The 12,431-nt window shown below is 63.6% G+C and carries 12 protein-coding genes; 9 read left to right on the forward strand and 3 right to left on the reverse strand.

The window, feature by feature from the left end; genetic code table 11:
- Window positions 1-155: 155 nt before the first annotated feature.
- From L8G49_RS18415 to L8G49_RS18450, 8 genes are all read left to right on the forward strand, one after another.
- Window positions 156-1,757, forward strand: a complete 1,602-nt coding sequence (locus L8G49_RS18415) for a hypothetical protein (RefSeq protein ID WP_242187219.1) — start codon at window positions 156-158, stop codon at window positions 1,755-1,757.
- 149 nt (window positions 1,758-1,906) lie between these two features.
- Window positions 1,907-3,142 (forward strand): hypothetical protein, encoded by a 1,236-nt coding sequence (locus L8G49_RS18420; RefSeq protein WP_242187220.1) that lies wholly within the window; start codon window positions 1,907-1,909, stop codon window positions 3,140-3,142.
- 27 nt (window positions 3,143-3,169) lie between these two features.
- Window positions 3,170-5,302 (forward strand): caspase family protein, encoded by a 2,133-nt coding sequence (locus tag L8G49_RS18425; protein WP_242187221.1) that lies wholly within the window; start codon window positions 3,170-3,172, stop codon window positions 5,300-5,302.
- A gap of 70 nt (window positions 5,303-5,372) precedes the next feature.
- A complete protein-coding gene (locus L8G49_RS18430; protein ID WP_242187223.1) occupies window positions 5,373-5,708 on the forward strand; it encodes a hypothetical protein in 336 nt (111 codons plus the stop codon).
- Window positions 5,705-6,079 carry a helix-turn-helix transcriptional regulator gene (locus L8G49_RS18435; protein WP_242187225.1) on the forward strand — a complete coding sequence of 125 codons (375 nt, stop codon included), beginning with the start codon at window positions 5,705-5,707 and terminating at the stop codon, window positions 6,077-6,079. Before L8G49_RS18430 ends, L8G49_RS18435 begins: the two co-directional genes overlap by 4 nt.
- A 2-nt stretch (window positions 6,080-6,081) precedes the next feature.
- Window positions 6,082-7,092, forward strand: a complete 1,011-nt coding sequence (locus tag L8G49_RS18440; protein WP_242187226.1) for an ImmA/IrrE family metallo-endopeptidase — start codon at window positions 6,082-6,084, stop codon at window positions 7,090-7,092.
- Window positions 7,089-7,775 carry a C1 family peptidase gene (locus tag L8G49_RS18445; protein WP_242187228.1) on the forward strand — a complete coding sequence of 229 codons (687 nt, stop codon included), beginning with the start codon at window positions 7,089-7,091 and terminating at the stop codon, window positions 7,773-7,775. Before L8G49_RS18440 ends, L8G49_RS18445 begins: the two co-directional genes overlap by 4 nt.
- A complete protein-coding gene (locus L8G49_RS18450; RefSeq protein WP_242187230.1) occupies window positions 7,747-8,535 on the forward strand; it encodes a hypothetical protein in 789 nt (262 codons plus the stop codon). Before L8G49_RS18445 ends, L8G49_RS18450 begins: the two co-directional genes overlap by 29 nt.
- Here L8G49_RS18450 and L8G49_RS18455 read toward each other — a convergent pair.
- The 3 genes from L8G49_RS18455 to L8G49_RS18465 all read right to left on the reverse strand — a co-directional run bounded on the left by L8G49_RS18455 (window position 8,502) and on the right by L8G49_RS18465 (window position 11,959).
- Entirely contained in the window at window positions 8,502-9,206 is a 705-nt protein-coding gene (locus L8G49_RS18455; protein ID WP_242187232.1) for a uracil-DNA glycosylase, read from the reverse strand. The genes L8G49_RS18450 and L8G49_RS18455 overlap by 34 nt on opposite strands.
- Window positions 9,203-10,378 carry a nucleoside triphosphate pyrophosphohydrolase family protein gene (locus tag L8G49_RS18460; RefSeq protein WP_242187233.1) on the reverse strand — a complete coding sequence of 392 codons (1,176 nt, stop codon included), beginning with the start codon at window positions 10,376-10,378 and terminating at the stop codon, window positions 9,203-9,205. The genes L8G49_RS18455 and L8G49_RS18460 overlap by 4 nt, the downstream gene beginning before the upstream one ends.
- Window positions 10,379-10,702: 324 nt before the next feature.
- On the reverse strand, window positions 10,703-11,959 hold the full coding sequence (locus L8G49_RS18465; RefSeq protein WP_242187236.1) for an integrase: 1,257 nt from the start codon (window positions 11,957-11,959) through the stop codon (window positions 10,703-10,705).
- Between the two features lie 181 nt (window positions 11,960-12,140).
- On the opposite strand from L8G49_RS18465, the gene L8G49_RS18470 reads away from it, so the two are divergent.
- Window positions 12,141-12,431 (forward strand): transposase (locus L8G49_RS18470; protein WP_242187238.1); only part of this gene is annotated, 291 nt, incomplete at its 3' end.

Below are 12,431 nucleotides of genomic sequence, written 5' to 3' on the forward strand. Positions count from 1 at the left end.
TTTTTCAGACAAATCGTCCGCTTTGCACCTTCTACCACATCAAGCCTTCTGACGTATCCATGATGTTGCTCGGATCGATCACGATGTAAGCCTGGCCGGCCGCGGTCATCTCGATCGCCGTAGGACAACTGCGAAGAATTCGGCAAAGAAGGCCAATGAGCGATGATCCTAACCCAGTTGATCCAGAAGACCTGCTAGCGGCTGACGATCTAGGGGCTGCCGCGGAATATCTATTCGCCAATCTTTGCGCGCGCGCACGGCTCGTTTGCAACAAGAGCGACCGGGATCGCGCTGGATGGGATTTCGTGATCGACTTTCCTTTGCCAGCGGCGGGCACGGGCGTACTGCTCGATCAGCGCCAGAAGACCCGCTGTAATGTCCAGCTCAAGGCGACGGCGTCGGTTGGCAGCAGTGTGGTGTCCCTCAAGCTGTCGGCCGCCGACCTCCTCGCCAAGGATCCCCAGCCGGCGTTCCTGGTGGTCTTTCGGTTACGGCGGGATGGGACGCCGTTGAAAGGATACCTCATCCACCTCCTCAACGAGCCGCTCGCAAAAGTCCTTCGGCGCTTGCGGGAGGCCGAGGCGAGGGGGCGAAACGACACGCAAAATCTCAAGATCACCTTCGACTATCGACGTCTGGGCCGATCGTTCGCTTTGACACCGCAGGCACTGCGACAAACGCTGGAGGACGCGTGCGGAGGCGATTCAGCGGCCTATGTCCGGGATAAGCTCCGACAGCTCGAAGAGCTCGGCTACGAACACGGTCACATCGTGGGCAATGCCTGGTTCCAAGTCGAAAGCGACGATCATCTGTCCCGGATCTTGCTCGGCGTGGAGCCCTTGCGACCGGCGCATCTCGAAGCGTTTGACGTTCGTTTCGGCATTCCCATCCCTTACGCGAGCGACCTGTGTGAGGCCGTCCAGGAGATAATGTTGTCGCCGCCAACGGCCGGCGCGTGCACCATCGCAATCAGCGGGCCGCCGCTGGCACCCGCTGCAACTTTCGCAGCCGAACTCTTTTTCGCGCCGCCGTTCGATGGCGGCCTGCGGATGCTCATTCGCCATCCGGACATCACCTTCACCTTCCGCGAAACCCGTGTGGCGATCGAGGCGGACGGTGTCTTTTCCGATCGTCCGCGGACCCTCGCCGAGACGACCATGCTCATGCGGGCGCTCTCATATCTGGCGAGCGGTGCTGCCGTCGTCTCTCTGACCGGCGCCGACGGATCATTCGGTCCCATCCGAACACCGTTGAGCTCGCCGCTTACCGGTCCGTACCTTGAGAGTTTGCCCGCGCTCGCCCGGTTTGCCCACGACTGGCAGAGGCTGCTCGAGATGGCTGGGGTCCGGTCCGTTGCCAAACTGACGATGGACGATCTTTGGGACGGGAACCGCGCAGGCCTGGCGGCGGACATGGTCCTCAATCCCGCGCCTGTGGCGCAGTTCGCATTTGACAGCGAGAATCTACCAGCGAGCGGCGACCGCGTCACGGCGATCTATTTCGACAGCTGTTCGGTTGCAGGGGAAGGGATAAGCTACAGTGTCGAAGTGACTTTAGAACCAAGCGATTTCCGCCCTGGCGTCTATCGATCGACGACGTTCCGCCCGCTCGAGGTACGTCCGATGGTCGCTGACTTGAATGAATATATGGATGAACTCGTCGAACGGTTCGGGGCGTCGGTCATGATACATCCCGATAATGTCCGCCAAGTAGAACCGGCCGAACTCGAAGGACCGCAGCAGGACCGTCTAGCATGATCAATGGGCCCACGCGCGACGACCACGAAGCCCTGCCGAAGTAGCTTGACCGGCCTAAACCGCTGATCTCTACCCGCCGATAGCTGTATAAAGCATGCCACGTCGTCGCTAAAAAAATGTATGTCGATGCGGCAGTTGGGAGGGGCCTCATGACGATCATCTACGTACACGGCGTGAAGGTCCGCTCAGCGGAGTCTGGCAAGGAACTAGGCAAGTCCTTCCAGCACTGGCTGGCTCCGAAGCTCTCGGTAAACAACGCTCTGCCCGGCTATGAGCCCGTCTATTGGGGTGACCTCGCTGCGACCTTCCGTTGGAACTTGGCTTCAAGGCCCCCCACGCCTTTGCTTGGCATGGGAGGCGCCGAGGCGTTCGCGGGCTTGGGATCGCTGCGTGGCGCCGCCGACGCTACGATTTTTGACCAAGCTCCGCCGGTGCAGCTCGAAGCGGGCCCGGTCTTAGGAGGTCCCACCATAGCGGTCGCGCAGGCGGTTCCGTCTTTGGAGACGATACCGTTTGCCAAACGGCCCGATTTCCTCGCTGATCTCTATCTCGCCTGCCTACCGACAGGGAAGAAGGATGAACCTAATGATCCGGTGATCGACCAACCGAGGATCGCCGGTCTCGCTGCCGCTGCCGCTGCCGTGGCGGGTCACTGGGACGCCATTGTAGCCTCCGAGGCCACCGAAGACGCACGTGCACGCAGTCTCGTCGCCGCGGTTGATGCCGGCCTGGGGAATAACGGGCTCGTCGCGATGGGCGGCATCGCCGACTGGATGTCGCGGGCAGGGGAAGTCGTGCGACGGGCGGCGGCCTGGCCCGGCGACGCGGTGGGGACCATTGCCGGCGAACTTCGTCCGCTGGGCAACACGTTCGTCGCGTATTTCATTGGCGATGTTCTTACCTATCTCGATCGGCGCGGCAGCCACGAAACCCCCGGACCGATCCCGACGCGCCTGCTGGCGGCACTGCGCCGGGCGCAAGAGCGCAAGAAGGCGACCGGCGAAAAGATCGTTATCGTCAGCCATTCGATGGGCGGGCAGCTGATATACGATGCGCTGACCACGTTTGCGGTCGGCGATCCTTTGCTCGACGGGATCGAAATCGATCATTGGATCACCTGCGGATGCCAAGTGTCGCTGTTCGCCGAGATGCAACTCTTCCCCGGCCAGCCGGAGGTCGCGGAGGGGCAGAAGCTGCCGATGCCAGCGCGCGTAAGGGCCTGGACCAATTATTATGACACCAATGATCTGGTCGGCTTCGTCATGGAACCGGTCTTCGACGGTGCGAAGGACCTGGAATATCATACGGGCTATGGTTTAATCCTAGCGCACACCGGGTTTCTGGCGCGGCCGAGCTTTTTCCAGGCGATCGCGGACCGACTTTAACAGGGGTGGGGCAGGGATGCGCACGCGATGACTTTGCAGCCGGTGGCCGAAACACCCGGGGTTTGGCGGGCCGGTGAGGCTAATATAGCAGGCGTGCATGCGCTGATCATTGGCATCAGCGACTATCCGTATCTTGCCGGCGGCTCGGCGCCGAACAGCCAGCGCGCTCCCGACAACGGCGGCCTCGGGCAGCTCGAGGTGTCGGCGCTCTCGGCGGCCAAATTCTTCGAATGGATGCTCGGCGCGGGGCCGATCGGCGGCGCGCCGCTGGCGAGTTGCCGGCTCCATCTGGCGCCCCGCGCCAACGAGCTCGCCGACGTCCAGCTGCTCACGCAGGGCCATTATGCGCCGGCAGACTATAAACGCTTGCGCGACACACTCGACGACTGGAGCAGCGAGATGTCGGTGGGGGGCCGAAGCAGCCTCAATCCCAATGTCGCGCTCTTTTTCTACTCGGGCCACGGCGTCGAAGTGCAGGGGTCGCAGGCGATCCTTGCCAGCGACATCCTGACTCAGCTCGCTGCCGATCGCGGGGTCAACAAGGCGATCGCGGTCGACCCGATGATGGCGGCGGTCAAAAGCTATGAGATCGATCGCGGGCTGTTCTTCATTGATGCCTGCCGCGACGCTCCGATGGCCGCGCGGTTGATCAATCTGGTGGGCGACCAGCCGTTGAAACTCAGTCCGGCCGTGCTGCGTCGGCCCGATGCGGTAATCGCTCTCAAGTCGACCGCCTCCGGGCTCAAGGCGTATCAGCCGCAGGACAAGGAAACCTTGTTCACCCAGGCGGTACTCGACGGCCTGAACGGCCCGCCGCCCCAATTCATCCCGTATGACACTACCAACCTGCCGTGGGCGCTCAAATTCGCGGCGCTCGAAGGCCATGTGAAGCGGATGGTGCCGGCCCTGCTCGCGGCCTATAGCCCGCTCGCCATCCAGGCGGTTGAGCCGTGGGGCATGCCCTACAATGGCGAGACGATCGTCGCGCGCAAGGAAGGCCCGCCGCTCGATGCCGGCGACGAGCCGATTACAGCGCAGCCGGTGCTTGATCTGCCGCAAATGGTCCAGGCGAGCGCGGTCCGGACGTTGAGCCAGGCGAAGTCGCTCGATGGCGCGGTGATCGGGGCGTTGCGCGCCGGCAATCCTTATTGGCGCGGCGACCTGTTCGACTATGGGATCATGCACGAAGTGCTTGGGCACGAGACCGCGACCGTGCCTTGGACGACAACGCTCCAGTTTCTCGACGCCAGGACTGGCGAGACCGCCGATGCGCGCACGACGCGCATCTATGCCGCGCACAGCCAAGAAATTGGCGACCGGATCGTCGCCTGGGTCGATATCGCAGTCGAGCCGGAGGAGGGCGAGGCGCTGTGGATCGGCGCGGGCGCGACCGATATGAGCCCGGGCTCGGCGGTCGTGCTGCCGCGCGACTTGAAGTACGCGACACCGGTGCGGCTCGATGTCCAGCTCGATCGCGAGGGCGGACAATGGCGGGTCACGCAGATGAGCGCACGCCTCGCAGACCCTAGCCCCGCCGACGCCTATATGGCGGGTAATTGGGACATTTTGTTCGAGGCGCAGAAGACCGAGGCGTTCGCCGATCTGGCGTCGGCGGCGAGCCCGGTCGAGGCGGATTTCGAGCGCTTGCAGGAGATATTGAGCGCCAAGCGGCAGTCGCCACTCGCCGCCACCTTCGCGACCATCCTGCTGCTGCGCGCGGGCGCACTCGACCATCTGCTTGATTGGCCGCGCAACCTTGCCAATTGGTTCGAGTGGCTGGCCGACGGTCCGGTCCTGTGGGCCGAGACCTTGCTGCGTCGGAGCGTGGCCGATGCGGTCGATCTCGCGCAGCCTGATATGCGTGAGGCGCTTGGCTATTTCTCGATGCTGGCGGACCGAGGCGTGCCCATGCTCTCGCACTCGCTGACGTTGGCAATCCGCCAGGCCGAGGTCTGGCGCGCCTTCGTCGACAGCGAGCGTCTCGACTGGAACGAGCAATCGAATCTGCGCGCGGCGCTCGAAAATGTCGATCGCGCGGGCCGCTACGCGCTCTCAGGGATGGGCTTCTCCCGCTTCGTCAACGTTGCGGCCGACTTTTCGCCCGAACATGTACTCGGCGCGCGTAAACCCCGCGCGCAGCGTCAGGCAGCCACCGCCTGACGCAACGCCTTGTATGTCGGATAAGCCGACATTATAGAGATGTCAGGTCTTCATAGCAGACAGAGTCGACATGGCGACGATTGCACCTGCCCCGCCCGTCACTACGGCCTTTCCCAAGGCGGCGGTGGAACAATGCCTCCTTGACGAGCTGGTCGAGGCCATCAAGGCCGTTGCCAAGATCAAAGGCACGCCTTTGCCCACGGGGCCCGGCCAGGTCCGGATGATGCCGGTGCAGGTCGACTCTTTGGTGTGCGTCGACATCCTGTGCGCGATCGAACCGATCCTCAAGATCGAGCTGCCGGAGAGCGTCGTGCGGGCGGGCGGCTATGGATCGATCGATAGCGCAATCGCCAATCTGGTGCCGCGCATCCAGAAAGAATGGATCAAAAAAGGAGGCAAGCCATGACCAGCGCCGCCATTAGGCAGGACGATGACGAGGATGCGCGCCGCCTGCTCGGCGAACGTCTGCGCGACGCGCGCAAATATCTCGGCCTTAAGCAGGAGGAGGTCGCCAGCTACCTCAAGATCCAGCGCAGCGCGCTCAGCGACATCGAGAGCGGCCAGCGCCGCGTCGAGGCGATCGAGCTGAGCCGGCTCGCGCGACTCTATCGCCAGTCAATCGGCTATTTCACGGGCGAGGATGAGGTGACGACGCATTTTACGCCCGACATCGCGCATCTCGCGCGCGCGGCGTCCGAATTGTCGGCCACCGATCGGGATGAGCTCGGCCGCTTCGCCGAATATCTGCGTGCCCGCTCGGCGGGCGGGCGGGGCTGAGCGTGGCGACGAGCTACGCCGGGGCCGTCCGCAACGGGACGATGGCGGCGAGCCGTCTGCACCGTCAGGTGGAGCAGAAAGCGCTGATCGAGCTCCGTGGCGGTAACGTCGACGTGTTCGGCGCGATCCATGCGCTCGATCTGCCGCTGCTGCTGCGCCCGCTCGACGGCCTGCTGGGCGCCTTCATCCGTGATCCCGTTCCGGGCGTGCTCATCACCACGCTGCGCCCAATGCCGATCCAGCGCTTCACCGCCGCGCACGAGCTTGGCCATTATTATCTCCAACACCAGCCGAGCCTCGACGATGAGACGATCCTGCGGCGGATGGCGGCGACCTCAGCGCCAGCGGCCGATTATCAGGAGATCGAGGCCGACGCGTTTGCGATCGGCTTCATGATGCCGCTGTGGCTGATCGTCTGGCATTGCGAGCGCCAAGGCTGGACCGCCGAAAATCTTGCGAAGCCGGGGACCGCTTATCAGCTCGCGCTGCGCCTGGGTGCCAGCTACAAGGCGACCTGCCTGACGCTCGGCCGGCACAATCTGCTGCCCTTCCAACGAGTGCAGGATCTGCTCAAGACCGAGCCCAAGCAGGTCAAATCGGCCTTACTCGTCAGCTATCAGCCGCGGGATTATCGCGGCGATGTCTGGCTGCTGACCGAGCGCGACGCCAACACCCGGATCGACGGCAGCCGCAACGATCTCTTCGTGTTACGGCTCGCGGAGCATAGCGGCGGCGGCTATCTGTGGAACATCGACCAACTACGCGCGAGCGGCTTCGCCGTGGTGGGCGATGCGATTGAGGACATTGACGGAGAGGGCGTCGGCGGTCCGGTGATGCGGCGGGTTACCGCCGCGAACCTGGAAGCCGGGCGGGGCACGATCCAGCTTGACGAGCGCCGTCCCTGGGATCCCGACGAGCCGCTGGCGCGTCTCGCGGTGGATTATGATTTCACAGGGCCCGAGGAAATTGGGCTCAGTCGCGCCGAGCGCCGGATCCTGCTTGAGGCGGCATGAATCAGGTCGTCACCCACTGCGATCTGCGCCCTTTGTTCGGGCCCGCGCGCGATCAGCGCGGCCGCTCGACCTGCGTCGCCTTTGCTGCCAGCGATACGCATGCGGCGCTGCGCGGCGACGGTACGGCTCTCTGCTGCGAATATGCCTTTTTCCATGGCCAGCGGCGCGCGAAGCGGCCGCCGACCCAAGGCGCGCATCTGCCGACGATGCTGGAGGTCCTTGCCAAGGACGGCCAGCCCGCCGAGACCGCATGGCCTTATCTGGCAATGCTGCCGACTGATCTTGCGACCTGGGTGCCGCCCACGCCGATCGGTGCGCTGCACGGCCGTGCTGGGATGATGAGTTCGAGCGCGATCGAGTCTGTGATCGCGGCTCTGAATGCCGGCAAGCCGGTAATCCTGCTGCTGATGCTGTCGCCGGCTTTCTTTCAACCCAATCCGCAGGGGATCGTCGACCCCGCGCTCGGCGAGGTTCCCGAGCCGGCGCGCCGGCACGCGGTGATCGCTTGCGGCCATGGCGTGGTCGACGGCAAGCCTGCGCTGCTCGTGCGCAACAGCTGGGGTCCGCGCTGGGCTATCAGCGGTTGCGGCTGGCTAACCGAGGCTTTTCTGAAACCGCGGCTGTTCGCGGCTGCCACTCTTCTGGAGGATATCGATGTACGTGCCCATTCCATCGCAGCCTGACTGCGTCAGCGCGTGGCGCGAGGCAGTGCGCGCCGTCGATGCCGCGCCCGGCCATGAGGCCTATAATGTCGTGATCGATATCGCCGATCCGGTCAGCGGCGCCAACCCTGAGGATCCGCGTGTCCAGGTCGTCGACGCCTTCCTGCGGCCGTTTGAGAAGTCGGTCGAGACCGTCGCCAACACGATCTTCCCGATCTATTATTATTATCGCTACGGCGCGCCCGACTTCTTCCAGGCCTTCAGCGACCGGATCCTCGCCAAGGTCCGCAAAAGCTGCCGCTGGTCGGGCTATTATTTCGAGCGGATGATCCATGTGCCGCGCGCGAGCGGCGAGCCGATCAACCAGCTCTGGGAGATCGTCGGGCGAATGAAGGACACGACGGTCAAGGCCAACAACAAGTTCGAACTGTCGCTGTTCGATCCCGACCGCGACGTCGATGATTCGCCTTATGGTGGCCAGTGCCTGAGCTTCTTGAGCTTCAAGCTGCTGCCGGGCGATCCTAAGACGCTCACGCTGACCGCGATGTATCGCAACCATTATTATGTCGAAAAATTGCTCGGCAATCTGATCGGCCTTGGCCGACTGATGGAATTCGTTGCGCGCGAAGCAAACCTCAAGGTCGGATCACTGACCGTGATCTCGACGCACGCGGTGGTCGATCAGCCCAAGGTTAAGCAGCTGAAGGCGTCACGCCACCAAGTCGAAACGATGCTGGCGGCCTTCGATCAGGCGAACGCGAAGCGCGCGCTGGCGGCCTGATCGAGCGGCGGCTTCGGCGCGCGACTGCACCGGTCCGGATCGACGCCGTAGAGCGTGGTCAGGCCGGTGATGAATTCTGTCTGCCCGCCATAACTGGGATGGCGCACCCCAACGACCGGGACCCCAATATCGGCGAGCGCAAGCTGGGCGTCTCGGCCGATCGCCACCAGCCGTCGCGGCCGAACGAGCTTGATCAACGCGCGTAGCAGCGGTTCGGCGATCACGCGCTCGGCGCGCGTGTGGCAGCGATTTGAGAAAGGGTCGCCGACGTCGTGCGGATGGAGCGGGAATACGTTCCAGAGCACCGCCGGCTCGCCGATTGCCTTGAGCACCTGCCAGACGATAGCGGCGGTGCGCTCTGCGACTACTGGGCCCTTTGTCGCGCGGTGCAGCGCGACACCGCCTAAGAGACTTCCCGCCTGATTGAGATGAACCTCGTCGGTGAGCGGCACGCCTGTGCGCCGGCCGCCGCGATAACCGAGGTCGCGCGCGATCCACATCGTATCGACACGCGCCGCGATCGAGGCCTCGAGGAACGTTTCGAGATTGCGCCGGCGGACCGCCGGCGCGTTGGCGCCGTCATGCGCGGGGCAATGATCGGAATAAGGATTGAACACCGTGTCGAGACGGGTGCTGGCGAGGGCGGCAACAAAAGATTTGGGGGTTTTCACGGCAAGGCCTCGATACGCAGGCGGTGGTTCAACATGTCAACGTGAACACGGCCACCACCGTGTTTACGCAAGAATCGAAATGCGGCGTAGCCCTCCAGGATGGCTTCTTCCCAAAGCCACAACGGGCAGGATTCGGCCTCATAGCCGGCGATGAACTGCCGGATATGTTTGAGAAGGTCGAAGGGCAACTGGCCGGGCTTCATTCCGTCGAAAAAATCCAGCCGCTTGGCCTGTCCGAAGATCCAAGTGGTGATCCCTTCCTCAATGAGGGTGGCGCGGGCGCCGTCCTCGGCCTCATCGATCGCGGGGTCGGACTTGCGCTTCAGGCGAAGCAGGCTGCGGATCACGGGCGACCAGCCGAGCACGGCGACGTGCGCAAGATGGAAGACGTCGTGGAAGCGATAATGGTCTTCGTAAAGCGCGTTATCAGTCAGCCGATCGCCGATGTTGATGCCGTTGCAGCGCTGGAAGACATAGTCTTTGGACCCAACCTTCCGCTCGAAAATGTCCATCGTCAGCGTGCGTGGCAGCTGCTCGTCGGCGGGCGCCGCCGCGTCGAAGGGCTCGGGATAGCGGCGGTCATGCGGCCAGCGGTCGAAGATTTTAGCAAGATTCTTGATCGCCGCCGCCTCGAGCGTCACGCCGGCTTCGTTGGCGGCTTGAAGGATCGAGCGCAGGATCGGAACGAGCCGACCGGCGAAGGCGGCGCGATTGTCCGAGAGCTGGCCGGTCTGCTGATCATTGACCAGCAAGCCGACTTGGCCAGCGAGCGACAGTAAGGTATTCTCGAAGGCGGGCGACGGCTCGGTCGTCCGCGCCATGATCGCCGGCTGGAGCGCGTCAAAGCTCAGACTTGGCGCGCCGCCCTGTTTCCAGTCGCCAAAGCCGCGCTCAACATTGGCAAACAACTCGTCGAGTCCAATATTCACCCGTGAGGCGAGCACCGTCATATACCAGAGCACGTCCCCGAGCTCCTCGACAACCGTATCGGCATAACTGAGATAAGATGCGCGGTCGCGCTGCTTCTTCTTGACCTCGCTAAGCAGACTGCCGGTTTCGCCAAAGAGGCCCAGCATCGGAAACACAACCGAGCCGGCGTCGCTGCGCTGATCGGTGCTGAGCGCCTGGGCCGCATAGGCTGCGATCGTCAGCGGGGCGAAATCGTCATCCATCAGCGTGATTTCCGACGTCGGTCGACGATGGCGTCGGCGGGGACTGGGATACCATAGGCTGCGAGCGCACGCAGCACGATCACGCGGATCGGTGCCCGCTCGTCAACCGCACGGTGGCTAAGGTGACGTTTGGTGCCGATCGGGATCTGAACCTGAAGAAAGTCATCGCCATCCGGGTTACCTTCTCTTTCTTCATGGAACTATGATTCACTAGTTTCATGAAACAAACAAGCGAGCGTGCCGCGCGATATTGAAACGGAGGGCTGCCGCATACGCACTGCTCCAGGAATTTAGATCCGGAGCCTGGGCTGGGAGAAGCATGCGTTAACGCCGGACCGCGCTGAGAACCCGCGAAGCGGCGTTGCTCCGAACTGCGAGTTTTCGACCATACCGTAGTGCCGTCGCCGGCGACGACCATCGCAAGGTGAGCGCGATTCCCGCCCCGTCCTCGCCGGCGGCAAACAGATCCTGGGTCAGCCCGACCCGCAGGGAGTGTGTCGATAACGCGGCGATGGCGTCGAACAAGTTCGTTCCTGACATCTCGACTATTCCGGCATCGGCTGCAGCCATTGCCACCCGCCGGTAGATCGCGCACACGCCTTGTCGGGTGAGGGACGTCTCGCCGATTGTGTAGGTCACCTGCGCCTGCGTGGCCGGTGTGCCGAGCAGCCGTTCCTGCCAATGGCGCGTGTTGCCTGGGATAGAGTGATAAGGCTGCGGCGGCACTGCCGCACGGGATCGCCGCCGATCGATACCCACCCGCCGGAACAGCGGCCCATTCTCAATCCCGCTCTGAATCAGCCATGCGTGTACCCGACGCATCGTCTCAGCCGAAAGCCACGCCCAACTGCCTTGACCCTCCTGATCGGTCTTGGAGCGCGGAATGGAGAGAAGCCCCGATCCATCAGCCTGCGGCTCGAGATGCTCCACACCGGCAGCGGTGAGTTCGCTAACGCGCAGCCCGGCGTCGTAGCCGACCGACAGCAGCGCCGCATCACGCAGGCCCTGGACATCACCGCCACAGGCATCAAGCAGCGCCGTGATCGTGAACCCCTTCACCTCACCATGTTCGTCGAGCGCTCCGCCGAACCTTAGCGGTGCCGCCTGCCGTTGGACGGCACCCTTGCGGCGGCGATTGGCACGCAGCGCATTCCGCACCATCGGATGATCGGTCGGCAGCCCGTCCTTCTCGCCTATTCCGACCAGGCGATGCGCGCTGGCGAGCGTCGCCATGCGTCGCGACAACGTCGCGGGCTTTTTGCCCTGCGCCTCAAGGTGGCGAAGATAGCGCACCAAGTCCTCGGGATCGGCGGGGAAGGCCGCGCGCCGCTCCTTCGCGCACCACGCGACGAAGCAATCGAGGTCGGCGGCGATCGCCGCCTTTGTGGCGTCGGCCATTGCCTCGAAGGCGATCTCGACGCCGAGTGCGCTCACTGGCGGCATATCCGCTGGGAGCGCAGCCGCGATCGTGCGCAGCAGCCGGGCGTCGACCGCCTCTGCCGAGCCACGCGCGCGGCGTTGTGGCAGCGCACGCGCGTCGAGCTGGTGGATAACGATCTCGCCGGCGTTGCCGTCTGCCATGCTGGTAGCCCTCGTTCGCGCTGCCGGCTCTGAGCCTGCTCAACGCCCCTCCCCTGCGCCTGTTCTTACCATAAGCATCGATTATGGAAAGTGCATATCGAACGGGCAGGAGGGTGCCTAGGGTCAGGACCCATTGATGTGAAAGGCGCGATCTGATTCAGGCTCTGCGAGGAGACTGGCGATGAGCGACTTGTATTGGCTGACCGACGAGCAGATGGCGCGGCTGGAGCCGTACTTTCCCAAGAGCCACGGCAAGCCCCGGGTTGATGATCGGCGGGTGTTGAGCGGCATCGTCTTCGTAAACCGCAACGGGATGCGCTGGTGCGATGCGCCCAAGGAGTACGGACCGCACAAGACCTTCTACAACCGTTGGAAGCGGTGGGGCGAGAGGGGCGTGTTCCTGCGCATGATGGAAGGACTGGCCGCTGCGAGCGCCACACCCAAGACAATCATGATCGACGCGACCTATCTA

It is taken from the genome of Sphingomonas sp. CARO-RG-8B-R24-01 (assembly GCF_022662295.1).
Lineage (GTDB): Bacteria > Pseudomonadota > Alphaproteobacteria > Sphingomonadales > Sphingomonadaceae > Sphingomonas.

What these genes read in the sequence shown, in the direction of transcription:
- L8G49_RS18415 (WP_242187219.1), top strand. Translation starts at nt 156, where the DNA reads ATGAGCGATGATCCTAACCCAGTTGATCCAGAAGACCTGCTAGCGGCT.
- L8G49_RS18420 (WP_242187220.1), top strand. Translation starts at nt 1,907, where the DNA reads ATGACGATCATCTACGTACACGGCGTGAAGGTCCGCTCAGCGGAGTCT.
- L8G49_RS18425 (WP_242187221.1), top strand. Translation starts at nt 3,170, where the DNA reads ATGACTTTGCAGCCGGTGGCCGAAACACCCGGGGTTTGGCGGGCCGGT.
- L8G49_RS18430 (WP_242187223.1), top strand. Translation starts at nt 5,373, where the DNA reads ATGGCGACGATTGCACCTGCCCCGCCCGTCACTACGGCCTTTCCCAAG.
- L8G49_RS18435 (WP_242187225.1), top strand. Translation starts at nt 5,705, where the DNA reads ATGACCAGCGCCGCCATTAGGCAGGACGATGACGAGGATGCGCGCCGC.
- L8G49_RS18445 (WP_242187228.1), top strand. Translation starts at nt 7,089, where the DNA reads ATGAATCAGGTCGTCACCCACTGCGATCTGCGCCCTTTGTTCGGGCCC.
- L8G49_RS18450 (WP_242187230.1), top strand. Translation starts at nt 7,747, where the DNA reads ATGTACGTGCCCATTCCATCGCAGCCTGACTGCGTCAGCGCGTGGCGC.
- L8G49_RS18460 (WP_242187233.1), bottom strand. Translation starts at nt 10,378, where the DNA reads ATGGATGACGATTTCGCCCCGCTGACGATCGCAGCCTATGCGGCCCAG.
- L8G49_RS18465 (WP_242187236.1), bottom strand. Translation starts at nt 11,959, where the DNA reads ATGGCAGACGGCAACGCCGGCGAGATCGTTATCCACCAGCTCGACGCG.